Source organism: Rhodococcus sp. GXMU-t2271 (assembly GCF_041414735.1).
In the GTDB taxonomy this organism is placed as follows: Bacteria; Actinomycetota; Actinomycetes; order Mycobacteriales; family Mycobacteriaceae; genus Rhodococcus; species Rhodococcus indonesiensis.
In genome coordinates this window covers 1-24,523 of record NZ_JAUIZP010000049.1, presented here as the reverse complement: position 1 = coordinate 24,523, position 24,523 = coordinate 1, and the positions used below count along the sequence as shown (strand labels likewise).

Annotated in this window: 16 protein-coding genes and 1 pseudogene; 7 read left to right on the top strand and 10 right to left on the bottom strand. The window is 65.2% G+C overall.

Annotated features, from left to right (window positions below):
- The 6 genes from QYS60_RS18645 to QYS60_RS18620 form a co-directional block, all read right to left on the bottom strand.
- Nucleotides 1–669, bottom strand: a complete 669-nt coding sequence (locus tag QYS60_RS18645; protein ID WP_145691614.1) for a VWA domain-containing protein — start codon at nucleotides 667–669, stop codon at nucleotides 1–3.
- A gap of 21 nt (nucleotides 670–690) precedes the next feature.
- Nucleotides 691–1,161: a hypothetical protein gene (locus tag QYS60_RS18640; protein WP_371383903.1), complete on the bottom strand. Its 471-nt coding sequence runs from the start codon at nucleotides 1,159–1,161 to the stop codon at nucleotides 691–693.
- A gap of 16 nt (nucleotides 1,162–1,177) precedes the next feature.
- Entirely contained in the window at nucleotides 1,178–2,368 is a 1,191-nt protein-coding gene (locus tag QYS60_RS18635) for a hypothetical protein (RefSeq protein ID WP_371383902.1), read from the bottom strand.
- A 133-nt stretch (nucleotides 2,369–2,501) separates the two neighbouring features.
- Nucleotides 2,502–3,722: a hypothetical protein gene (locus QYS60_RS18630; protein WP_371383901.1), complete on the bottom strand. Its 1,221-nt coding sequence runs from the start codon at nucleotides 3,720–3,722 to the stop codon at nucleotides 2,502–2,504.
- Nucleotides 3,722–5,485: a DEAD/DEAH box helicase family protein gene (locus QYS60_RS18625; protein ID WP_371383900.1), complete on the bottom strand. Its 1,764-nt coding sequence runs from the start codon at nucleotides 5,483–5,485 to the stop codon at nucleotides 3,722–3,724. Before QYS60_RS18625 ends, QYS60_RS18630 begins: the two co-directional genes overlap by 1 nt.
- Entirely contained in the window at nucleotides 5,482–11,112 is a 5,631-nt protein-coding gene (locus QYS60_RS18620) for an AAA domain-containing protein (RefSeq protein ID WP_371383899.1), read from the bottom strand. The genes QYS60_RS18625 and QYS60_RS18620 overlap by 4 nt, the downstream gene beginning before the upstream one ends.
- A 620-nt stretch (nucleotides 11,113–11,732) precedes the next feature.
- Between QYS60_RS18620 and QYS60_RS18615 the strand changes: the two genes are divergently transcribed.
- The 4 genes and pseudogenes from QYS60_RS18615 (at nucleotide 11,733) to QYS60_RS18600 (ending at nucleotide 14,841) form a co-directional block, all read left to right on the top strand.
- Nucleotides 11,733–12,311, top strand: coding sequence for a TerD family protein (locus QYS60_RS18615; protein ID WP_010592272.1), 579 nt, complete (start codon nucleotides 11,733–11,735; stop codon nucleotides 12,309–12,311).
- An 87-nt stretch (nucleotides 12,312–12,398) separates the two neighbouring features.
- Nucleotides 12,399–13,529, top strand: coding sequence for a DUF475 domain-containing protein (locus QYS60_RS18610; RefSeq protein WP_371383898.1), 1,131 nt, complete (start codon nucleotides 12,399–12,401; stop codon nucleotides 13,527–13,529).
- 85 nt (nucleotides 13,530–13,614) lie between these two features.
- Nucleotides 13,615–14,082 (top strand): annotated as a pseudogene (locus QYS60_RS18605) (TerD family protein); the annotation flags it as partial.
- A 123-nt stretch (nucleotides 14,083–14,205) separates the two neighbouring features.
- Nucleotides 14,206–14,841, top strand: coding sequence for a tellurium resistance protein TerA (locus tag QYS60_RS18600; protein ID WP_010592274.1), 636 nt, complete (start codon nucleotides 14,206–14,208; stop codon nucleotides 14,839–14,841).
- 620 nt (nucleotides 14,842–15,461) lie between these two features.
- Here QYS60_RS18600 and QYS60_RS18595 read toward each other — a convergent pair.
- Complete coding sequence (locus tag QYS60_RS18595; RefSeq protein WP_371383897.1) at nucleotides 15,462–17,303, bottom strand: TerD family protein; 1,842 nt, start codon at nucleotides 17,301–17,303, stop codon at nucleotides 15,462–15,464.
- Nucleotides 17,304–17,439: 136 nt separating this feature from the next.
- Between QYS60_RS18595 and QYS60_RS18590 the strand changes: the two genes are divergently transcribed.
- The 3 genes from QYS60_RS18590 to QYS60_RS18580 all read left to right on the top strand — a co-directional run bounded on the left by QYS60_RS18590 (nucleotide 17,440) and on the right by QYS60_RS18580 (nucleotide 21,224).
- Nucleotides 17,440–18,351: an SDR family oxidoreductase gene (locus QYS60_RS18590; protein WP_371383896.1), complete on the top strand. Its 912-nt coding sequence runs from the start codon at nucleotides 17,440–17,442 to the stop codon at nucleotides 18,349–18,351.
- 221 nt (nucleotides 18,352–18,572) lie between these two features.
- Nucleotides 18,573–19,376 carry a replication protein gene (locus QYS60_RS18585; protein ID WP_371383917.1) on the top strand — a complete coding sequence of 268 codons (804 nt, stop codon included), beginning with the start codon at nucleotides 18,573–18,575 and terminating at the stop codon, nucleotides 19,374–19,376.
- A gap of 129 nt (nucleotides 19,377–19,505) precedes the next feature.
- Nucleotides 19,506–21,224, top strand: a complete 1,719-nt coding sequence (locus tag QYS60_RS18580; protein ID WP_371383916.1) for a plasmid pRiA4b ORF-3 family protein — start codon at nucleotides 19,506–19,508, stop codon at nucleotides 21,222–21,224.
- 392 nt (nucleotides 21,225–21,616) lie between these two features.
- Here the strand turns inward: QYS60_RS18580 and QYS60_RS18575 are convergent, their stop codons facing one another.
- The 3 genes from QYS60_RS18575 to QYS60_RS18565 form a co-directional block, all read right to left on the bottom strand.
- Nucleotides 21,617–22,228, bottom strand: a complete 612-nt coding sequence (locus tag QYS60_RS18575) for a CBS domain-containing protein (protein ID WP_371383895.1) — start codon at nucleotides 22,226–22,228, stop codon at nucleotides 21,617–21,619.
- Between the two features lie 136 nt (nucleotides 22,229–22,364).
- A complete protein-coding gene (locus QYS60_RS18570) occupies nucleotides 22,365–22,664 on the bottom strand; it encodes a winged helix-turn-helix domain-containing protein (protein WP_289379762.1) in 300 nt (99 codons plus the stop codon).
- A 240-nt stretch (nucleotides 22,665–22,904) separates the two neighbouring features.
- Nucleotides 22,905–23,780 (bottom strand): universal stress protein, encoded by an 876-nt coding sequence (locus tag QYS60_RS18565; protein WP_371383894.1) that lies wholly within the window; start codon nucleotides 23,778–23,780, stop codon nucleotides 22,905–22,907.
- Between the last annotated feature and the right edge of the window lie 743 nt (nucleotides 23,781–24,523).

Sequence of the window (24,523 nt, the reverse complement as noted above, 5' to 3'; positions counted from 1 at the left end):
TTACACCGTGTCGACGTCGAGGGCAGTGAAACCGTCCACCTGAGTGGGGGTCTGCAACTGGAGTCCGCCTTCCTTGGTCATGCTGACCCCGGATTTCACGATCGACTTCGTCAGTGCGGTAGCGAACTCCTGCAGCGCTACCGCCGGGGACATCGAGGTGTCCTCCTGGATGAACGCACGGAAGTTCGCGATAGCCGAAATGACGTCGCGATCGGCATCGCCGATGCCGAACGAGACGATGTTCGGACGGTACCGGAAGCTCGGCGACGTGAGCTCGTTGTACTCGACCTCCCAATCGGACGTCGGCTGTCCATCGGTAAGGAAGAACACCACCGGGCGGAACACCTTGTGTCCTTGAGATTTGAGGCGATCCAGATCGAGCTCGATCTGGGACTTCAAGCACCGCATCGCCGCCGCGAAGTTCGTGCCGCCCTTTGCCGTCAGGACCGGGAGTCCCGCGATCTGGCTCAGGTCCGACAACTCGAGAAGGACTTCCGCTTCGTTACTGAATCCGATGATCGCGAACTGCGTCTTGTCGGACACGACCGGGTTCATGCCGATCTCGGCATGCAACTCCGGCAACGCCTTGTTCATGGCGTCGATCGCGTCGCCCGACATGGAAGCGGACTCGTCGCACACCAGATAGAACGGAAGAATGTTCTGGCCCATTTTCAGCTCTCTTCGGTCGAATCAATCGGTCGTGAAAAGGAAGACTTCGAGGCGCGCGGTTCCGCGCGGGAGGGAGCCGTCCCAGAAGTCACGGGTCGTCGTCCCATCGAACAAGGTAGGCGCCGCACAGGGCAGCTGTTCGGCAATCCGGACCGCAGATTCGAGCGCGACTCCGATATCTTTGCCACCGCCGAATATCAGAGCAAGTGCGGCTCGTTCGCCCTGCAGCGCACCGGTCACTTCGTTCAGACGCTCACACACCAACCGCCCTTCGTCCTCGGATCCCGCACCGGATCCGATCAGTGCCCCGGCGTCGTAATCGATCGTGAGGATCTCCGGATCCTGGCGCATGCCGACGATCTTCGGCAACGGTTCCTCGACGGCCGCGGGATCGGGTATCTCCGGCGCTGTGGCGGAACCCAGCCCCACGATGAACAGGACGATCAACAGATCGGCGAAGATCCAACCGGCAAGCGCTTCCGGTCGGAGCAATCCCCGCCCGCGACGCTCAGACCGTCTCGACATGGTCGCCGCTCTGTTCGTGTCCCATGAGCTCGAGTCGACGCAGCATCATCTCGACAGCATCGCGCGCGGCGGTGAGATCCGACGCCTGCGCCTGCAACGCACTTTCGTGCCGGAGGAGAGAGCGATCGATCCCCTCCACGGCAGAGCAGAGTTCGAACACTGCTGCCTGCAGTTCGCGACCGGTGTCGACGCTGCGCCTGTCCATCGTGTCGACGCTGCCTGCGATGGCACTCTGAGATCTCTCCATCAGCGCCACGCCGGCAACGAGATCGTCGATCGTCGATCTGATCGCGTCGGACGATTGTGCGACGACACGTCCGGTCTCCGACTGCGCCTTCGTGAGCTGATCCTGAAGTTGGTCGGTGAAGTGATCGAGGGTCTTCGCCATTCGCCGTTGACTCTCGTCGGCGGTCGTCTCCAGGACCTTGGCGGCGTACTCGACGCCCTGAAGCGAGGATTGCGTGGCATCGGCAGCGGCGGTCATCGTCGCAGCTGTCGTCTCGAGCGAGGCGGACGTCGCGTTGAGGCGATCGATTCCTTCCTTCGTCGCGTCGTGGGCTTCGGAAAGCTTCTTGATCGAGCTTCGTACGATCGCTTCGATGGCGCTCGGGTCGGCCGTATGCTGACCGCCGATCTCGCGTTGAGCGGCACAGAGAACGCTGATACGGCGCGCTTCGAAGGCGACTGCTTCCTCGTCCTCCTTCTTGTCTGCCGCACTACTGACGATCCGCTGCGCGATGACAAGAAGGACTGCAACAACGATGACGAGAATCGAGACCAGCGCGACCCAGGAAAGTCGATGCCACCCTGTCAGGTAGCCATCGAAGCCCGAGATCCACAGTCCCAGGAAGGTGTCGTCGGGCCTGATGCCGTCTGCGGTCATGTTCGAGTAGGCCTGCGATGCAGCACGTAGGCTGAACCACGTCCATGCCACCGGCGCGAAGACCGCTATGGCAGCGAGGGCACCGAGAAGGCTCTCCACGATTCCGAACTTCCGGACACTCGCCGTGGTGGACGCGGGAAATGCCGCCAGCAGGTCGATGCCTACCCACTTGTCGGAATCACCCGACTCGATGTCCTTCGCCAGCAATTCCAGGTCGTCCGCTCGAGGCTTGCAGCGCTCGTCGGCGGCGAGCTCGCGCAGACCCTTTACACAGGACTCAGACGTAGTCATTCTCTACCGGTACCGATCACTTTCCGAACTTGATGAACACCCTGCTTGCCCTGTTGATACCGCAGGCGCGAACCGGCGTTACAAAGCCATCCCGAAGGGTGGGCATTGCATCGGTAAAGGGCGATGACGATCGTCAGACGACCGGTCTCGCTTCGGGAACCTCGGCGAGCGGCCGGCCGGAGTTGTCGTCGATCCGCCACAACTGCCAACCGTCGAACGGTCCTTCGTCTCCCAGTCGAAACGTGGTAGTGACCGCACCGGCGGCTGCATCGGGATCGGCATGCACCGAGCCGAGCAAGGCTCGAACCGGAGCCGAGGTGATCTCCGTTGCTCCTGTTTCTGGATCGAAGATCGCCTTCACGCGGTGCCCATCGCAATCGAGATGGACGCGGATTCGTCTTCCGCTGAACGCGGTCTTTCGATCCCGGAGTGCCTTGTCTCCTCGGGTTCCACCGCTCCCGTCTGGCGACTCGGCGGCAGCATCGGTCGAATTCGCGGGACGTGCGAGACCTGCGCGTGTTTCTTGATCATGGCTGGTGGCGGAGTCCCATTTCGTCCATACTCTCGTCCGCGGGCGCACCTGCGGCTCCGCCGTCGGACTCCGTCGTACCGGCACAGGCTTACCCGGCACAACTTCTCCTCCCCCATCCTTCGATGACGTCTCCACGCCCGGGGGCAGCACCTCGGGCAGCACGGACTCCCACAAGGCTCCGATGCGCTGACTGTCGAGGTGGCGCAGTGCAGTCGCTCCCACTGCGGTCTGCAACGTCTTGATCCCCGCGTTCGCGGGCAGCCGCCGTGTCAGCTCTCGAAGTGCGCGGATCCACTCGAGTCGAGTGTCGGCGGGCACCGTCGACGTGCCTCCCGCTGCCACCCACAATTTTCCGACGGAGTTCCATGTCACGCCGTCCACGACCTGCATAACATCGGGACTCTCGCCCAGGACGCCGGCCAACTCGGCCTGCGTGGCAATGCCGTCGAGTTCGTCCAACGCTGCACGCATCTGGTCGTCCGGCGCCACTGCTTCCATCGCGTCCGCCGCAGTGGCGGCCAAGAGCAAATGGACCGTGGAGAACCGGTCGTTGCTCGTCAACGAGAACCGGACCGTATCGAACCCCGCAGGATGACGATCACGAGGCGCAGCGCGACCGTTGGAGACCTTGATCCTCAGCTTGCCGAGGTCGCTCGCGGTGGCAGGCCGGAACTCCGTCCCGATCACCGCCCCACGATGCGCCCGTAGGGTCGGCAGCACCGTGCCGTGTGTCAGGTCGGCCGGAATGTCTTCACGCAGGATCCACACGTAGTCGTCGTCGAGAACGATTTGACCGTCGAACCCCTCGAACCACTGGGCCACTACACGCTCTCCATCCGCGCCATGACGTCCGACAACAGCTGACCGGCCACCGTGTCGCCCAGATGCGCGATCGCGGTCCGCTCGATTCGGCCGACCTGGCTCGACGACAACCCCAGCCGCGCACCGATCTCTGCTTGTCTCTTCGGTTGCTGCCCACCAAGCCCATAGCGCATGACCAGCACCGATACGTGACGGGGTTCGAGTATCGACAGGCACGAAAGTACGGTGTCGAAGTCATCGACCGAGCCCTTGACCCCCACGTTCAGCAGGATCTCGGAGATCTCCGCGTTCTCGGTACCGGCGACAAGCGCTTCCTCAGGGACTTCCTCGTCGATCAAACGCTGCGCGATCGCAGCGACCTCTTCGACCGAAGCCGAACTCTGCGCAGGTTGTTCGACCACCGGCGCACCGAACGCCGCCGGTTCGACCTTGTCGTCGCTCCGGGCCGAGTTCATCCACTCCCGAAGAAGGTCGGGAGCGTCCTCTGCAGAGACCGTCACCACCTGAGAGGCGATGCCGGTGAGCTGCTCAAGAAACGTTCCGTGCGCCCCGTTCGCAGGATCCTCCGAGCTGTTCTCCGCGTACATCACCAGGAACGACGCAGGCCTCCCGTCGGACTTCGGCCTGATGATCCGCCCCATCCTCTGAATCATCTGCCGTCTGCTCTTACTGCTGGCCAAGATGATTCCGACGTCGGCTTCCGGGACGTCCACGCCCTCGTCCAGCACCTTCGGTGCCACCAGGGCGGTCAGCGTGCCGTTCTTGAATTCGTTCAGCAGTCGCGTTCGGTCCGATCTGCTGAGGTCGCTCGTGAAAGGTGCTGCCAGCACGCCTTCCTCCAGCAGTACCTCCGCGGCAGCTCGCGACGACTCGCGCGTCTCCGAGAATGCGAGAGCCCGACCGGTTTGTTTGAGCACCACGCCCAGGCCGCGCAGCACTTCCCGCTTACCACGGCATTCCGCGAGCAAGGATCGACGTTTCGAGAACGCGTGCAAGTACTTTCGTGCCACCCATGTCGATCGATCCGCACCGTCGCCGCCACCGAGCAATTGGACGTCGCGCATGAACTCGCCGAACGGCTCGCCGGCGCATCCGAACTTCTCGATCAGATCGCCCCGGAGCTTGCGGGCCAGCTCGTCGTACTCCTGGTATTCGACGGCCTCGATCGGGTCGAACGGGACCGCGACGAGCATGACGTTCACGGGGGCGAGAATGCCGTCGGCGTGTCCGCGTTCGTAGCTACAACCCTCTACGACCGTCCGGAAGTACGGTAGTAGGAACCTTTCCACACCGTCATCGGACCGTTCGAAAGTGGCAGTGAGACCGATCCTTTCGGGGAATCGATCCGTCAGCAGCTTCGAGAACGTGACCGCACCGTACCGGTGCACCTCATCCGCAACCAGCAGCGCGGGGCCCGACGGCTGCGGCGCGGAGGTGCTGATCGCCGAGTGCACGGTGCTGACCAGAATTCGCTTGCCTTCAAAATTGTCCGAGTGACCGCCGCCCCGCCGACCGACGGCGACATCGGGGAGCGTTCGACGGATCGCGCGATGCCATTGCTCGAGCAGTTCGATTCCGGGCACGACGACCAAGACGTCCATGCCACGAGCGACGCCGTCGGCAACTGCTGCGATTCCGAGTGTCGTTTTCCCTGTTCCGGTGACAGCCTCGACGACGGCGCTACGGTCTGCCCTCGTCCAGGCATCGAAAGCTTCGCGTTGCCAGGCACGTAAAGGTGGTCCGGCCAAAGTGGGTGCCGTCACCGGTCACCCCGTCCCCACACGGGTCCCGAAGCATCGTCTCGACGCACCAGTTTCCCGTCTGCTTCCAGATTCGAGATGATCTGCATGACACTCTCGTGATCGAGTCTGCTCAGCTTCATTGCGCGCTCCACTGACAGGTCCGCGATTGCTGCGGCGGTGATGAGTATCTCCGCTACCGAGTCGAGACGTGCCGGTGGCAGATCGGCCACCGAGACAGCTCGGGGTATCACAGCCGACTGAGAGGTAGGAGCACTCTCGTCGTCCGCCACTGTCCGATCTGCTGGTGACGCAAGGGCGTATACGCGCGGGCCGCGTTCCGGCATCCATACCGCGCGCCCCCGAGCGATCAGCTCCTCCACGACGGCTTCGATGCGGTCCCGCGGCTCGTTCAGCCGGAACTCGAGATCCGCGAGAGACACCGGCCCAGACGAGAGCTGCTCCACGATCCGCGACCCGAGACTCGGTGGGAGCGATTCGATCGCCGACGCCGGCATGGTCTCCCAGCCGGGAACGACCGCCGTCTGCACAGGCGGTAACATCGAAGCCGGCGAGTCGGCCTGCGAGCCCGCGGCGGGCGGGAGCGGCGACTCGCTGCTCTCGGTCCGTGACGCCACGTCCACGAGGTGATATTCGGTCAGTTTCCCGAACGCCGTGACCTCTTCGATTCGCCCCTCGAGAAGGAGTTGGTCCAGGCCGGCGTGGACAGTCCTCCAGTGCTCCCCTACCTGTTCGGCGATCTTTCCGACTGGCAGGGGCCCGGAAGCGAGGACCTCCACTATCGACGTCGCGAGATCTGGCGACTCGTCTGTTGCGATCGTCTGCTCCGCGGCAAGTTCGAGGACCGCAACGTCCTGAGGGCTTTCTTCCAGCGTGGGAGCCGGAGTGTCCTCTACTTCTCCCGGAGACGCATCCAGGACGTGGTATTGCGTCAGCTTTCCGAAAACTGCAACTTCTCCGACCCGACCGGCGGCAATCAGCCTGTCGAGATCGGCAAGGACCACTTTCCAGTCCTCTCCCAACCGAGCCGCGATCTTGCTGACGGGCAAGGGGCCCGAAGCCAGCGCTGTCGTAATTGCGGTAGCAAGCGCGATCTGTTCCTGCGGCCCTGTCGGCGGTTCCACTTCCGGCACAACAGGAGCGGGGTCCGCATGGATCTCAGGATCGGAGTGGACCGAAGGTGCAGTTGCAGATACGGGCACCTCGACATGAACCGGTTGCGGCTCCGTGGTCTCCACGACCGGTTCCGGGGGAAGGATCGGTTGATCGAGGACGTCGACGACGTCGTCGACCGGCGAGTCGTCCTCCACGAGCTCTACCGGAGTCCATGTCTCCTGCACGGTGGTGACGACGTCGTTCACTCCGACGACGTGCGGCCTGATACCGCGCCTGTCGAGCTCCTCCCAGATACCTCTCATCGATCCCACGGGATCGAGGTAGTACTCCGACTCGCGGATGCGCCAGAACTGCCATCCACAGCGTTGCAGCTCTCGTTCACGTTCGAGGTCGGCACGCTGCTGTTCGGGACTCGTGTGCCAATGGTCGCCGTCGCACTCGACGGCGAGCTTCCCTGCTGCACCGGTGACCACGAGATCGATCCGTCGGCCGTTCGCCTCCACCTGCGGATTCACGTGGTAACCGCGAGCCACGATGTCGAGGAACACGCGCTGCTCGAAGAGGCTGTCGAACGCGTGGTGCCGATCGTCGCGGGTCACGCCCTCAGGCATCGGCTCTGCCGACGCGGGCGACGTCGACTGCATGTAGGTAAGCAACGAATGCCGCAGGTCGGTCGAGCGCAGAGATTCGACGGTGCGGGAGTGGAACAGCCACATCTGGTCCTGCGCCCGGGACGCGGCGACATTGAACCGTCGCTGGTACTCGGTCTTCGTCATCGCCATGATGTTCTGGTCCGGCGCGACGACCATCGACAGGAACACCACGTGCCGTTCGTCGCCCTGGAAGTCGGGCGGCGTACCCACACGCAGTCGTCGCTCTTCCCACTGCTCCGGCGTCAACCGGTCGAGCAGTTCATTCGTGATGACGTCTACCTGCGCTTGTCCCTGAAGGACAACGACACCGAAGGTCTTGCCATCGTATGCCTCGTCCGACAGGCAATGCTTGATCGTGTCCGCGATAGCGCGTGCTTCGACCCTGTTGGAGAGCGTCGCGTTCCGGCCGGTGACCACGCCGCCTTCGACATAGGTGGTTCGCAGCGGCGACAGACGATCGGCACCGAACTGACGCACCGGCACCAGCGGCGCGTCGGAGTAGAACTGTCCACTTGACCAGTTGATGATCTCCGGCATGCACCGGAAGTGCTCGCGCAGCCGGATGACGCTGCCGAACCTCGAGCGGAGCAACGAGAAGACGCTGGATCGAGGCGTGAAACTGTCGCGCAGGTACTTCGGGATGTCGGGCAGATACGAGTCGAGCCGGGTGAAGACCCCTTCGAGCGCACCCGACGACACATCACTGGGCGCACACTGCTTGTCGTCGCCCACCACGATCACCCGAGGAGCGAGCCACAGCAGGAATAAGCTGCTGATGTCGGCCTGGCTCGCCTCGTCGACGATGACGACGTCGAACGAGTTTTGTTCGGCAGGAATGGACGCCAGTACCTGTTGCAGAGGCATGACCCACGCCGGGACCGCTTGCTGCGCCACCTGCATCGCCTCGCGCGCGCCGGCACGGAACCGTTCCGCGTACTTGCCAGTTCCCTTTCCGACGCTGGCCACGTGATCACGGTAGGTCTGCAACGCTTGGACCTGTGCAGCCGTCGTTCGTTCGAGGCATGCACTCCACGCGCGTTCCGCGGCCAACTGTGCGGTCAACTGAGCGATCTCCTTCTCGATCGCGTCGAGTTCGTGCTGAAGATGCTGATCGTCGACGGCGTGAGAGTGCTGCTGTACCCAGTCGTACGCCCGACGCCACGCCCATGCCTGATCGATGTAGTTCAGGCGAACCGACCACTCCGCCGACGAGGGATTCTCGGCGATCGCTTGTGCCAGCGCGGGGGCGGCGTCGGTCAGCCGAGTCTGCAGCGATTCGAGGTGGAGTTCTTGCTGGTACTCGCGGACCGCGGCTTCCCAGGAATCGATCGCTGTGCGGATCCTGCCGAACTCAGCGGATTCCACGGCCCGGACGAGCACGTGCCCTTCCTGTGGAATCCCGTGCGTCATTCTGGCCCGGACACGCGAGGCGACATCCGCAAGCCAGGAGCGATTTGCCTCCGCATAGCCAGCCGCAGCGATCGCTTGCGCCGCCGTCGCGACAGATCGAGCCTGATCCAGGCTTGCGATACGCGGCGCCCCCGGACTGACCTGCTGCAGCGCGAGCTCTACTTCCCTGGTGTGCGCTGCGAGAACTTCCACCAGATCGCGCGACCGAGCGGCACGCGCTGCCGCACCGATCATCTGGCTGCGAGATCCCGAGGTGTCGATCTCGATGCCGAGATCCCGAAGGATGAGAGCGACGGACTGGATGGCATCGAGCGCACGAAGGTGCTCGGCCACTGCACGGGCGAGTGGCGCAGTCGTGGCTTCGACGCCGTCGACGGTGGCGACCCTGCCCAGCGCCTCGACCGTGGTCTGCTCGTTGCTCCTGCGAAAACGGGCGAGTCCGCTCCGCCACGTCTCGCCGCCCTCGAGCGCCCTGGCGAGCGCGTCGTAGGCATGCAACGCATTTCGTCCGACCACCGGAGTGTCGACGACAGTCGTCGTACCGAGGAAGACGTCGGCGTTGTAGGCGACGGTCACCAGTTCGCGGATGTGCGCGGTCTTGTCCCACAGATAGTCGATCCCGCCGGACAGTACTGCGTCGGCGAGGTTCCGGAATGCGGGTTCGAGACCGTCGACATCGATCAGCGCACGCTGCAGATGATCGCACTGCTCCCGGATCCGCTCGAGAACGTCAGGAGCAGCGCCCTCCAACATCCGAAGCAGTCCCGAGGTTGGGACACTGCCCGAGCCCGGGCCGTTGCGAACAGCTTCGCAGGCGAGTTCGAGGTCGGAGAGGCTCGGTAGCTCCAGGTCGGGGAAAAACTGTCGTCGGCGCTCTGCTCGACCGGGCCGAGACCGTTCGGACAGAGCGAGCAGCGTCTGGAACTCCTCCGGAGAAAGTGGTGGAGTATCGGTCCCGAGCGAGCCACGTAGCCAGTCGTGGTTGGCGCTGTGCGTGGTGACCTTGCGGACGATCTCGGCCGGGGTTCCTGCATATCCGGGTGCGACATCCGCGTGGGCCAGCGTCTCGGACGCACGAGCCTGGCGGATGCGCTCCGTCAGCATCGCCCGGCGACTCAGTGCAGTGTCGCGTCGTTGCGCCACTTCGTCGATACGGGCCGCGGTCCGGCGCGGATCGAACTGTGCCTTACGGGTTGCGATCTCGCTGACGCTACGGTTCAGCTCGGCCGATCCACCGCGGCCGGCGTCTGTGACCGAAACACAGAGTTCCTGCAGTTCCGGAGGCAGCTTGTCGCGAAGGACGCGCAGTGCCTGGGCCTTCTCGCTGGTGACCAGGACGCGCTGACCACGTGCCAACAACGCCGACACGAGGTTGGCGATCGTATGAGTCTTCCCGGTTCCGGGTGGACCTTCGACAACGACACCGCTGTCGCCTGCGAGCCGATCGATGATGTCGCGTTGCTCTTGGTTGGCAGGAAGTGGGAAGAGCGGGTCGTCGGCGAGCAGTGAGGAGGACGTGCCGGCCCTGTCGAGCCACGCGACTCGATCGGAAGGTTCGATCGCCTCGATCAGCTGTGCCAGCCCGAGGGGAACTGCCGTTGTCTCGTCGGCCGCCGCTGCCGTCATGCGGTCGTAGTACTCGATCAGAGCATAGGCACCACGCTTGCGCAGAACCAGCGAGGGCGACGGCGTGAGCAGGCGGTCCTGTGAGGCCGCTTCGTCGGGTCGGTCGACGATCTCGACGCGGGTGGCCAGGGCACGGTCGGACCAGTCTTTGAGGAAGATCCGTGCGGCAGGGTCCACGGGTGAGCTCACCCGTGCAGCCAGCGATTCGTGCAGACTCCGGGTACCTGACGAATCGAAGACCTCGAGTCCGGTCAACAACTGTGTGTCTTCGAGCGCAGGACCGGATTCGGGATCCAATCGGACCAGGAGGTCGCCCGATGCCGAGTCGCGTTCCACCAACGTCGGCTGCGTGATCAGGTGCGTTCGCACCTGCTCGCCTGCAAAATCGGCCGAGAGCTGGAGCAGCCCCGACGCGATCACGAGTTCCAGGGATTCCGGCTGCGCCTCGAGGTCGAGCAGTGCGCGCTGAAGGAAGGCGTGGAGATGCCAGGCGGGCCGCCGCTCACGATCGACCTCGGCCCAGGCACGCCACTTCGTCAGCCATGCGTCGAACTCCCTTGTGTCGGGAGCATCGAGATCGAGCGTGGGTTCGGTGGTCGAATCCGCGGTCGAACCGCGGATCCACGCAGTGACTGCAGCGGGTGGTCGGGGTGGGTCCTCCAGGTGGACACGACGTGCCCGGAGCACGACGTCGCCGGCAGACGCATCGGTACTGAGGGCTACATCCAAGTTGCCCTCGTCGAGCGCCGTCATGGCGCGGTGTTTGTCGACGACCCGGACGGGAGCACTACGCGCCTTCACAAGCTCGGACAAGAAGGCCAGCAAGCGTTGGACACGATCCTTCAGCTCAGGATCGTTCTCCCTCGAATCCACAACCACCCCACTGCGCCATGAAGTTACTCCGTACGAGAACGGAGGGAACGCCGACGAACATAGACAACGGCTACGACAACAACGGTCGCTGTGCCCTTCCGATACTCCTGCGCATCTACCTCCCCCAATCGATCCGACTCCCTCGCCGAATACATCTGCCTCCGGCACCGAGATTGTTACATCCGCTCAGCAACCCGGCGCATGCCTGTCCCAGTACCGCCGGTAACAGAAACCGGTCGGTCGAGATCGTGCCGATCTGCTCTTCCGGATATTTAGTTGCACCTGCTATGTTGTCGCCCAACAGTCTGTCGGGGGCTGGAGTAGACGGCGCGGCATCGTACTGCCGTTCGCGTCGCACGCCCAGAAGATGCACCCGCAGAAGGAGTTCAGCCACACGAGATGGACGGATAGCACTCGCACTGGCACCGAGGATCTCCTCGGTGTGTGCTCGCTCCAGATTCGGCGACACTCCCCGGCAATTCAGATCAAACTTCCCCGTGGTCGGACAGCATCCGAAATGCATTCCTCCCCACGTTGAAATCACGTCTACGCAGAAATTCGAAAGGACCCACATGAGCGTCTCTCTTGCCAAGGGCGGCAACGTCTCCCTGTCCAAGGCGACCGACAACCTCACGACCATCACCGTCGGTCTCGGTTGGGACGAGCGCACCACTACGGGCGCGCCCTACGACCTCGACGCGTCGGCGCTGATCACCGGCCCCAACTACAAGGTCCTTTCGGACAAGCACTTCGTCTTCTACGGCAATCTCTCATCGCCTGACGGCTTGGTCGAGCACACGGGCGACAACCTGACCGGCGACGGAGACGGCGATGACGAGTCGATCCACGTCGACCTCGCTGCGCTTCCGCCCACCGTTACGAACATCTTCTTCGCCGTGTCGATCTACGACGCGGACGTTCGCGGCCAGTCCTTCGGTCACGTTCGCAACGCCTACATCCGCGTCATCGACCGCGTCACGGGCATCGAGCTGGCCCGTTACGACCTGACCGAAGATGCCTCCACCGAGACCGCAATGATCTTCGGCGAGGTCTACCGCCACAACGCGGAGTGGAAGTTCCGCGCCGTCGGCCAGGGTTATGCGTCCGGTCTGCGCGGCATCGCCCTCGACTACGGCGTCAACGTCGCCTGATTCTTCGGTTCCGTCCGCGTGAACCGTCGGGATGCTCGAAACGAGAGCATCCCGACGTGTGCGCACCCATAGAGAAAGGCCACGTCCGTGGTTATGCGCATATTCGGCGCATCTTTCGTCGTCACTGTTGTCGCCCTGGTCGTTGCCTTCCTCTACGGCGGTCCTCAGGCCCTGCTGCTCGCAGCAATCCTCGGCGTACTCGAGGTTTCACTCTCGTTCGACAACGCGGTCATCAACGCGACCGTGCTGCAGAGGATGAGCGAGTTCTGGCAGAAGATCTTCCTCACGATCGGCATCCTGATCGCCGTCTTCGGCATGCGCCTCGTGTTCCCGCTCATCATCGTCTGGGCAGCTTCCGGCCTCGGCCCGGTCGCGGCATTGGACCTGGCGCTCAATCCGCCGGCCGATGGTGCGGCCTACTTCCCCGACGGTCGTGCAAGCTACGAAACCCTCATCACCGACGCGCACCCACAGATCGCCTCGTTCGGCGGCATGTTCCTGCTGATGCTCTTCTTGGGCTTTATCTTCGAAGAGAAGGAGATCACCTGGCTGTCCTGGCTCGAGCGTCCGCTGGAGCGGATCGGCAAGCTCGACCAGCTCTCGGTGGTTGTCGCGTCCGGGCTTCTCGTCCTTACCGCGGTGTTCCTCGCACCCGAAGGTAAGTCGTCGACGGTGATGATCGCCGGCACGCTCGGCATGATCACCTACATCCTCGTCAACGGTCTCGGGGAGCTGTTCAACGTCGATGACGAGGGCGAAGAATCGTCCGGTGGCCCTACCGACCTCGCGAAGGCAACCGGCAAGGCCGGCTTCTTCCTGTTCCTCTACCTCGAGGTGCTGGATGCGTCGTTCTCCTTCGACGGCGTGATCGGCGCATTCGCTGTCACGTCCGACCCGATCATCATTGCTCTCGGCCTCGGCTTCATCGGCGCGATGTTCGTGCGATCGATCACCGTCTACCTGGTCCGGAAGGGCACGCTCGCCGAGTACGTCTACCTCGAGCACGGGGCTCACTGGGCGATCGGTGCCCTGGCGCTGATCCTGCTGTACTCGATCGGCCACCATGTCAGCGAGATCGTCACCGGCCTGACCGGCGTGTTCCTGATCCTCGCGGCCCTCGCCACCAGCATCATCCGGAACAAGAACAACCCCGATGACGAGGCGGACGCGGACGCGGACGAAGATCCGCGGCCCGAGTCGGTAACCGTCAACGCCTGATCAGTTCAACGTGTGGGCAGCCGGCATTCCCGGCTGCCCACACGCATCTCCGCCGAAAGGAGTCGGCCGTAAGGCCGGACACGCCATGCCTGCACTTCCCCCCGGAGCGAACACAGTTATCCACGACGGCACCGCGACATTGTCCGTGTCCGGCGCACGCCAGGGCACAGTCGACCTGATGGCCTTCCAGTTGACGGTGGACCAGCGTGTACGGAACGACGACGATTTCATCTTCTTCAACCAACCCAAGTCTCCCGAAGGCGCTGTCCGGCTTATCGGTGCGGATCGAATCTCGTTGGACCTGAATCTCATCCCCGCACACATCCACACTCTGTCCATCGCGGTGGCCCTGGACGAGAGCGTGAGCGGAAGCCTGGCAACAGTCCCCGGTCTCGGCGTCACCCTCGAACAACCGACCGGCCTGGTTGTTCAGGCACCCGCAAGCGGATTGAGTTCCGAGCGGGCAGCGATTCTGATGGAGGTCTATCGTCGTAACGGGACGTGGAAGGTGCGCAACGTCTCGCAGGGATGGAACACCGGACTTTCGGCGCTCGCCACGAATTACGGTGTGGACGTCACCCAGCCGGCACCACCGGCGCCGACACCTACTCCTCCGGCAGCACCGTCACCCAATCCGTCAACGGAACGCCGCGGAGTTCCGCCGTCCCGTCCACCCGTGTCGACACCGGTAGCGCCGCCAGTCACCCTCTCCAAGATCACTCTCGACAAGAGCACCCCCTCGGTGAGCCTCGTGAAGGCCGGCGAGGAGCAGGGGGTCATGCGAGTGAACCTGAACTGGACCACCAGAGGCTCCGGTAAGGGGTTCCTGGGTCGTCTTGCCGGCAGCAACAGCATCGACCTCGATCTCGGCTGCCTGTACGAGATGGCCGACGGAAGCAAGGGCGTCATCCAGGCCCTCGGTGAAGCGTTCGGATCGCGGTACAGCTACCCGTACATCGAACTCGACGGGGACGACCGAACGGGATCCGTAGCGGGCGGCGAGAACCTCTACATCGACCTGTCCAACCCGTCGATCTTCAAACGCATTCTCATCTTTGCGTACATCTATGAGGGGGTGCCGAACTGGGCTGCCGCGGACGGTGTGGTCACGCTCTACCGAACCTCTGGTTCCGAGATCGAGGTCCGTCTCGATTCCGGCGACAATCGTGCGCCCATGTGCGCGATTGCGTTGCTAGAAAGCAAGAACGGCGAGATCAATGTCAACCGCGAAGTTCGCTACATCAAGGGTGACCAGTCCCACCTCGACAAGGCGTACAAGTGGAAGTTGCGCTGGACGCCAGGCAGCAAGTAGGAGCAGACATTGCCCATTATGGGAACCGATTTCCATAATGGGCGCTCACCTACGCGCTGGCATGAACATGAATAACATTCTCACCTGCCACGAGTTTCCCTTATCACTTACTTGGAAAGTTGATTTACCATGTCCCAGCGCGATCGTCACCGTGATGCCCAACCCGAAGGGACAGTTATAGCCGCAGCGTAAGTACAGAAGTCGGACAATTGAAACACCCCGCCGATTACTCTGTCCCTCGTCCCTACCACCTCTCCGCCGTCGGCCGCGATTCGTCGGCGTCGTCGTCGCCCTGTTCTACTTCGCGTAGAGCTTGAAGCGGTTCCTCATCCGCCGCGAGTGGTAAGGCCAGGGCTTGATCAGTGGAGTGACCGGCAGGGACTGGCACCGTTCTAGGACTCCGACGACAGGTGGAGCTGGTCGAACATGCTGGCTGCAGTCGGGATCCGAGCCACGAACGCCCCGACGAGATCCGGCAGTGATGGGGTTGCGGGCAGGTAAGTGCGTCGATCCGGAGTGGTTCAACCGCGACGAGGCCGCCGAACAGCTCCGCTCCTGTTCGAGTAGCTGCTCGTGCAGATCGGAGCTCGGTTACCGGGCTTCGATCCACGCAAACTCGATCAGTCGACGTCCACGCCGTACCGCACCGCCAACTCGGTCAGCCCGTCGTCGTACCCCTGCCCCACCGCACGCAGCCGCCACTTCCCTGCCCGCCGATAGATTTCGGTGAGCACCATGGTCCGTTCGGTGGTACCGGCGTCGAGCACGAACGTCGCCGCCGTGCCGTCCTCACCGTCCACGCTCACCGACACGGCCCCCAGTTCGCCGAAGGTGCGTTCGCCGTCGATGGCTGCGGCGATCGCGATGCGCGCGCATTCGTCGGGCAGCGCGGCCAGATCGAGCCGTATGCTCTGTTCGCTGCTGCCGTCGATGGACAACTCGACTGCGCCGTCCTCGACGGTCGGGGTGTTGTAGAACACGAAGTCATCGTCGCTGTCGACCTTCTCGTCTTCACCGAGCAGGAAGGCGACGATGTCGACGTCGAAGTCGTCCGTCTCGGCGCGCCAGGCGACATTAACCGTCCACGACATCTTCCGGGCCGGCAGGTCGATGACCTCGCCTCGTGCGAGCGCCGGCGCTGAGATGCGAGACTCGATCCGCATGTGCGACGGCACGACGCCCTTCTCCACCGCGGCGCTGACGTCCGTCTTGGTCAGAACAGGGAGCTCGCGCGCGGTGATGCGTGGCATGCGCCGGTCGCTGTCGCCACCTTCGAGCATCAGCACGTCCGTGACGGCGGCGGTGAGGTTGAGTGAGGGGCGTGCGCCGAGCTGGACGAGACGGGACCGCATGAGCACGGCGTCGAGATGGGTACCGCCGAGGAGCAGCACTCGCCGACCCTGCCACAGCTTCGGCTTCTGACCCGTGAGCATCCGCTCCGGCAGGCTCGTAACAACGGACCCAGCAGTCTCCAGCTGCGGCGGAGGTTCGATCACCGGCTCGGCAGCGGGTGCGGCCACCTCGACCACGGAACGCGTCTTCGGTTCACCGGGCAACACCCGGGTGAGCATGTCCTCGAGCTGCCGCTCGGTGATGACGGGAATGCCTTCGGCCATCGCCTTGCGGATCTTGCCCGTCTGCACCCCGGGGTCGTTGCACACGACCACGCTCGTCTGGCGGCTGACGGAGTTCATCACGTCGAGGCCGGCGTCGGTCATGCGGCCGGCGAGCGGGACCCGGGGCGTCGTGGTGTGGCCGGTGATCACCACCTTCATTCCCTGCACCAGACCGACGTCGAGCGACAGCCGTCCGGGATTCTTCCACTCGCACGGCACGCGCGGCACGGAGTCCGGGTACGTCGACCTGCGGCTGAGGCAGTCGACCACCGGCAGCGGCAGCTGCAGGCTCTCGGCGAGCGAGGCGCTGCGCACAAAGACCTCGCTGAGGACGCGGGCGTCGTCGTAGGCGTCGTGCTCGAGCAACTGCTGGACCTGCCAGTGCGCGGCCAGGGTGGAGAGCTTGTGATCGGCCACGTCCAGCTCGAGCCGCCTCGACAGGGCGAGAGTGCACAGCCGGTGTTTGACCGGGATCTCCGCTCCAGCGCGCCGAAACTCTGCGTCGAGGAATCCGTAGTCGAAGGCCGCGTTGTGGGCGACGATCGTCCCGCCGGCCAGCACCTCGGCGAGCTCACCGGCGATCTGCTCGAAGCGCGGGGCACCGGCGAGCCGTTCGCGCGTCAACCGGTGCACGTGAACCGGGCCGGGGTCGCAACCCGGATCGACGAGCGTCGAGTACTCCTGCTCGACGCTGCCGTCCTCCCGCCACACCAGCGCGGCGACGCTCAGCACCCGATGCGCATAGGCGCGCAGACCGGAGGTCTCGACGTCGACGACCACCCAGCGATGACCCTTCGGCAGCGTCCGCGAACCCGACGCGTGCGACTGCGTGTCGATCACCTGCACCTGCTCTACCTCCGACTGTTCTGCTGCCGGCCCCACCGGCGCACCCGAACATAGTGACTCATGCTCACGACACCGCCGACCGCGCCACGCCGAACGCGCCTGCCTTGAACCCGTGCCGGGCAGTACCGTTCCAGCCATGGCACAGCCACTCGAAGGCAAGATCGCCCTGGTCGCCGGCGCCACCCGCGGCGCCGGCCGCGGCACTGCAATCGCTCTCGGCGAGGCCGGCGCGACGGTCTACTGCACGGGCCGCACCACCCGCGAGCGCCGCTCCGAGTACGACCGGCCGGAGACCATCGAGGAGACCGCCGAGCTGGTGACGGCCGCGGGTGGGGTCGGCATCCCCGTCGCCGTCGACCACCTCGATCCCGAGCAGGTGCGACGGCTCGTGCAGCGCATCGACGACGAGCACGGCCACCTCGACGTCCTCGTCAACGACATCTGGGGCGGTGAGAAGCTCATCGAGTGGGAGACTCCGCTGTGGGAGCACGACCTCGCGGGCGGACTGCGGATGGTGCATCTCTCGGTCGACACGCACCTGATCACCAGCCACTTCGCGCTGCCACTGCTGATCCGGAACCCGGGCGGGCTCGTCGTCGAGATGACCGACGGCACAGCCGAGTACAACGCGAAGAACTTCCGGCTCTCGGTGTTCTACGACCTGGTCAAGTCCTCGATGCTTCGTCTTGCGTTCTCGCAGGCGAAGGAGCTGGCGCCGCACGGGTGCACGGCCGTCGCACTGACGCCCGGGTGGATGCGGTCCGAGATGATGCTCGAGCACTTCGGGGTCACGGAGGAGAACTGGCGCGACGCCACCGTGCCACATTTCGTCGCGATATCGGAGTCACCACGGTTCGTCGGGCGGGCCGTCGCGGCGCTGGCCGCCGATCCGGACGTGCACCGCCGCAACGGAGGCTCGTTCTCGTCGGGTGGTCTGGCGCGCGAGTACGGCTTCACCGACGTCGACGGGTCGCAGCCCGACTGCTGGCGGTACATGGTGGAGGTTCAAGATCCGGGTCTGCCCGCGGACGCGACCGGGTATCGGTGAGCGCGACACGCCGGGACTACGACTGCCGCTCGCCCCCAACGTATTCCACGCCAGGGCGCAGAATTGATTGACGCGTCCGCAGCACGGTGCCACCATGTGTCATCCCCCGCGCCCGCGAGGGTCACAACTGAAGAAGGCCCGCCAGGAGCGGCAACTCCCGACGGGCCGGATGTCCGACTGATTAGGAGTCGAACGTGGGTAACAATACCCTCGTCGGAGGCGTGCGCCGCGCGCCGCGCCCGACGAGCAACTACACCGTCGTCCGCAACGAGACGATCGGTAACAAGGACCTCTCCTTCCGCGCCCGCGCGGTCTTGATCTGGCTGCTTTCCAAGCCGGCCGACTGGCGCATCCGCTCCGACGCGATCGCCGCGGAATCGCCGTCCGAGGGCCGTGACGCCATCCGGTCCGCGATGCGGGAACTGGCTGCGCACGGTCACCTCGTCACCGAGCGTCGCCAGAACGAACACGGCCAATGGATCACCGTCCAGACCGTCTACGAAGTACCGGTCCGGCCCGAGCCGGGGCCTGGAAATCCGAACCCCGGCGAACCGGACACCGGAGAACCCGGCACTGAACAAAGAACTGAAGACCAAGAGACTGAAACAAACCCCTCACCGGCCGCCGAGCCGACGGCGCCACCCGCGCGGCAACAAGGGGTAAGCAGCATTCCGCAGAAGGCGCAGATCGGCGAGCTGGCGAACGCATGCCGCGCCGCCGGCCTGACCGCGACGTTCGACTATCTGCCCGCCGCCGCGCGCTCCCAGATCGTCGCGCTGATCGACTCCCACGGAATACCGCGCCTGGTCGCAGCGGCACGGTCGGCGCACCGTCCGGGCAATCCGACGCGCTTCGCGCACGCATGGATCCCGCTGTGGCAATCACTGCCCGTGCCCCGCGCTCCCCTGCCGCCCCGATGCGGCCGGTGCGACGAGTTCGGCTGGTTGCCTGACGACCCGCACGGCCGCGCCGTGCGGTGCCCGTGCCGTCGCGTCGACGCACCCGACCACCCGCTCGCCGCGTGAGCATCCGTCGGCGGCGAGCGGTAGCATCTGCGGGAACTGTTCCGTGACCACCGAGGTCGGAGGCCCATGTCCCGCAAGCGCTCAGGGTCGAGTCACGGATCCTCCTCTCAGCCGCTGCCCGACAACGTCGTGTCGTTGGCCGAGCGTCGCCGCCCGACGGGCACGCCGAGCGAGCAGTACCGCGCAGTGGCGCCGGCGTTCGCCGGGTGGCTGGTGGAGAACGCCGTCTGCCCGCCGAACCGGGTGGAGCAGATCGTGGTGAGCGTTGCGAACGCGGTCGACGCACTGTCGCGGGCAAGCAAGGGATTCTCGGCGACACACTGGCGCAGCCGCGACGTGGACCACTTGCTCGAACGTGTGCTGACCAGCGACCTCGTCGAGGACGACGACGAGACGCGGGCGCACATCGCCGGGGATGTCATCGCCTTCCTGCGGTTCCTCGAGGCAACGAACCGGTGGACCGGCACCGACGACGACCTCGGATACGGTCTGTCCACGCTCGTGTCCTACGTCGAATCGAAGCTCGCGTCCCTCCCACCGGTCGACGAGCCGTCGATCGAGCCCGAGGCCGAGAGCGCCGCCTTGACCGCCCTGCCGGTCGTGGCACGGCTCGACGCCCTGCTCGACTGGATCGGTGAGCGCCGGCCCGTGACCGCGACCGGAGCGCTGAAGCGCGCCCTGGTCATGGAGGCCTTCGACGCTGTCGGCGGCAAGCGCGAGGATCTGGCACCGCGCAAGGTCCAGTCGATGTGGGATCTTCCCGTGCTGGAACAGACCTGGGTTGTTGCGGCCATGGTGGACTTGATCTCGATCGGAAAGACCGTTGTCAAGCCCGGTCCTGCAGCGCCGGTGTGGCGGGATCCGGACCGGAATCCGGACGAGTACCTCGCCCTGTGCCGGGACGCGGTGACGCATTCCCTCGTCGTGGCCCTCGGCAGGCGCGGCGAGGGGCGCCTCAAGGCGTTCCATTCCGTCCTCGACGAGGCGACTGCCGCCGTCCTGTCCGCCGGTCTCGGTGAGCACCCGCTGCCGTCCGGCCCCGAGGAACGCCTGCGCGCGCTGTCCGTGCTGTTCCCCGGCATGCCGGTCGGACCGAGTTTCCTCGGCAGCATGCTCGTCGACCGCCTCGACGATCTCGTCGCCGACGGCATCCTCGACGACGCGGACGGCTACCGCGTGCCGACACCGCTCCGTCCTGCCGTGCGGGCCGCTGTGCGCATCCTCCTCGGCGACGCGACACCCGTCGCCATCCACCCACCGGTGCGGTGTACGCTGCGAATCACGTTGCGCGACAGCGAGCCCCCGGTGTGGCGACGCGTGATGGTCGACAATTCCCTGAGTCTGCTGCATCTGCACTTCGTCATCCAGAGCTGCTTCGCCTGGGAGGACTACCACCTGCACCAGTTCACGAAGGGCGAACCGTTCACCCGTGGTCGCGTGTACGTGCCCGACGATCAGTTCGACGACGAGCTCGCGAACGGTCAGGACGAGGTCGTCGACGAGGCCACGGTGACCATCGGGACGGTGCTGCCGAAGGTGGGCGCCACCCTGACCTACCTGTACGACTACGGCGACGGGTGGACGCACGACATCGTCGTCGAGTCCGTCGCCGACTTCGATGCCGAAGGGCCGCGCGCTGCCTGCGTCGACGGACACGGTCTGGCGCCGGCCGAGGACTCCGGCGGCACGTGGGGCTGGTCGGACATGCTGGCGGCAGCCGACGACCCGAGCCACGAACGCCACGACGAGGTGCGGCAGTGGCTGGGTTTGCGCGCGGGTGAGCGTGTCGACTCGGAGTGGTTCGACGCGGACGAGGTCAACGGCCAGTTGCGCTCGCTGTTCGGGTAGCTGCAGTTCGCACGGCTGCTGCGGTTGCGGAACCTGACGAACGGAATTGCCTCCGGGCTCGCCTCCGACCCGTGCGAATCTGCTGCCAGTGACGGCGTCGGGTTGCGCGGAGGGCCGACCGCTCTGCGCCGGGTACCGGCAGTGGCTGCAATGCATCCCGCAATCTCGCCTCGGCGTTCGATGCGATGCTCGGAGCGACGAGGCAGGGTCGTCGAGCCCGCCGTTGTCCGCCGATCCGGCGCTGGACGGAGCGCACCCGCCCGGCCGTCACGGCCGAGATCCGTCACCTTCGAGGCCGGTGCGATTCACCGACCGATTCCCTGAGCAGGTCGAGGGACGAGTACGCCGCGACACCGACGACCACGCGGCGCCAAGCGGGAAACCCTTGCTGCTCAGGCATCGTCGAAACTCCAGCTCGCCGCCGCGCAGGGATCGTCGTCGGTCTGTCGGGGTGCGGCGGTGGTGGCGCTGCGGGTGCCCGGCACGGTGCGGGCCAGGGCGATCGCGATGCGGCGTTCGGATTCGTCGGCGAACAAGCCCTGGATGGTGACGCGGCCGCCCGACACCTCGGCACGCCAGCGTCGGGTGCCGGTGTAGTCGTCGAGGCGACGCTGGACGCTGACGCCGATGGCCTCGTCGGGCTTGAGCAACAGCCGCAGCAGGTCCCCGCGAGAGACGATGCCCACCACGTGCCCGTCGTCCTCGACGACCGGGATGCTGCGCAGTCCCCGACTCAGCAGCAACCGACTGGCGTCGGCCAGGTCCTGGTACGCCGCGACCGCCACAACGGGGGCAGTCATCACCTCGGCCACCGTCCGTGTGTCCTCGGACATCGTGCCGCGCAGCACATCACCGCTCGTGAGGATCCCGACGAGGCGGTCCCGGTCGTCGAGGACCGGCAGGGCGGCGTACCCCTGCTCGGCCAACGGGACGGCAGCCTCGGTCACGGGCACTCCCTGGTGGACGGTGGCGACCGGCCGGTGCATCACATCGCGTACTCGCATGGGTCACCTCGTTCCCGGGTGCAGGACCCGGATCGACGAAACTATATAGGAAAAGTAAAGCACGAAATACAAATCAGGTATAGAGTCTCGTCCGCGGATTGCGGCGCAGCCCTGCCCGGGAAGTCCGGAGGCGCGGTCAGCGCAGCGCCGTCAGAAGGTCTCCGACGGTGTGGTGGGACTCGAGCGGATGACGGAGTCGGCCTTCCGGATTCACGGTGTAGGTGTTGCGGCGGCCGACGCGGGTCTTGGTTACATAGCCCTCCTCGACCAGATCGGCGAGGATCATCTGCACCGCCCGTTCGGTGATGTCGACCCGGCGGGCGAGTTCGCGCACCGTCGACTCCGAGCTCTCGGTCAGGCACAGCAGCACGTGCGTGTGATTGGTCAGGAAGGTCCAGTGCCGACGCGATGGGCCGTCGGATGCGCTCGAAGTCATGCCTTCAACCATAGGTCCGATCCAATTCACGTATTGACGTTCGGGATGGAAGGCTCGGGGTGGTGAAGGCGACGCTACCGTCGCGTCGAGGTTGGGAACCTGTCGACGCGGCGCGATCGCCGATTCTGCAGCGTGGCAGCCGTCCGCCAGTCGCGCGGCTCCAGACGATGGTCGGTCGCCGAAGGATTCTTCGGTGGATCCGGCGTGAAGACCACGTGCGCCGGGTCCATTGCAGTTCGATCAGGATTCCGGCGGAGCCTCCCATTCGCTCGGCACCACCAGGACAGGTCGATGGGAGTGGTGCAAGGTGCCCATCGCCACGCTGCCGAGCAGTATCTCCCGTGCCGCGGATCGTCCCCGCGATCCGACAACCACGACGGCCGCATTGTGCTCGCGCGCAGAACCGATCAGTGCGTCGTAGATGGTGCGAGCGTGGAAACCCCGGCCGCGGTCGACCTTCAATTGCAGGACTTTTCGGCCGGTGGACGCCGTGGCAGCCGGGAACGCGGTGTCGCCACCTTCGTCGACGGAAACGAGCAACACGTCCCGCTCCGGGAAGAGGCGGCCGGCCGCCGCGAACGCCGTCTCGGCACCTGCAGAGCCGTCCCAGCCCACGGCTACCGGGCCCTCGGCCAGGGCGGCGTGCTCGGCGGCCAGCATCGGATACGGGACGACGAGGACGGGCCGAGAGGCATAGTGCACCACCATGTCGGACACGCTGCCCAGCACCGCCTGGGTGCCGCCCAGTCCGCGAGACCCGACGAGCACCAGTTCGGTCTGCAGCTCGTCGGCAATCTGCGCGATGCGCAGGCCCTCGTTCCCGAATGTTCGTCTCAGCAGCGGTTCGGCTTCCCATCCGGCGGTGCGGGCCAGCGTCACGCCCACAGCCACGAGGCGGTGAGCCTCCTGCTCGCCCTCGTATTCCACCATCTCGACCAGTTCGTCGACGTCACGAGCGCGAGCGCGCAGGCGTCGGCGGACCTTGGCGCTGGCAAACGGCGGGCCCCACAGGTACGTGACCCATCCGCGTGCGTTCGGAAACAGCGACGCGCCGGCTTCGATCGCGGCGTTGGCGGCCGGTGAGCCGTCGTATCCCACGATTGCACTTACCTGCACAGCGCACCTCTTTCAACGTATGTCGGGTTGGCTGATCTTCGCTGGACGTCGGGAACTCCAGCCTCGGCTGCGTGGCGCATCCAGCGGGGGCCGCCCAGCAGCGCGGGCCGGCTCATCGCATCGAGGTCGCCGGTGGTCGTGACGGCGACGACGGGCGCGGGCGCAGTCGGCACCGCGCCCGTCGTCAGGGCGTCAAGCTCTTTGCGTGGCGTCTCCGAAGTGACGTCACGAGGCGGCCGGTCGATCGGCCGGCCACTGTCGCCGATGCAGGGCAACGTCTGCACCAGCCTCCATGCGTGCAAGCGGCGTATCGCGCTCTCGACCCGCATCGCCATCTCCGCTCCGACGGTGCCTACCACCTACTAACAAGAACCGTATATCACGAATTCCGTTTCCGCAATACGAGTTCATGTCAGGCGTCAGTGCAGATTGCTTGCGTGGCACGTCGGCAAGGACCCACGGGCATCAGGGTTCAGACTCGGCAGGGGTCGGTCGAGCTGCGGTTCGGCGACACACATCCCTCGGGTCGGGCTATGCACTCCTGCTGGGCCCGGTCTCTTCGATCACCACGCACGTCGGTTCGGGCAGTCGGTCGCCAGTGCTGCGTCGAGTTCATCAGCCCGGGTCTCGGCCACGGCTCGTGAGCCAGCTGTCAACCCGCCGTCGACAGAACACCGCGGACCCACCCGTGAAGGTGTCCGATGATTGCACTGAAAGTGCCTCTACGTAGATGGGTCATCGTG

What these genes read in the sequence shown, in the direction of transcription:
- QYS60_RS18645 (WP_145691614.1), bottom strand. Translation starts at nt 669, where the DNA reads ATGGGCCAGAACATTCTTCCGTTCTATCTGGTGTGCGACGAGTCCGCT.
- QYS60_RS18635 (WP_371383902.1), bottom strand. Translation starts at nt 2,368, where the DNA reads ATGACTACGTCTGAGTCCTGTGTAAAGGGTCTGCGCGAGCTCGCCGCC.
- QYS60_RS18615 (WP_010592272.1), top strand. Translation starts at nt 11,733, where the DNA reads ATGAGCGTCTCTCTTGCCAAGGGCGGCAACGTCTCCCTGTCCAAGGCG.
- QYS60_RS18590 (WP_371383896.1), top strand. Translation starts at nt 17,440, where the DNA reads ATGGCACAGCCACTCGAAGGCAAGATCGCCCTGGTCGCCGGCGCCACC.
- QYS60_RS18575 (WP_371383895.1), bottom strand. Translation starts at nt 22,228, where the DNA reads ATGCGAGTACGCGATGTGATGCACCGGCCGGTCGCCACCGTCCACCAG.
- QYS60_RS18570 (WP_289379762.1), bottom strand. Translation starts at nt 22,664, where the DNA reads ATGACTTCGAGCGCATCCGACGGCCCATCGCGTCGGCACTGGACCTTC.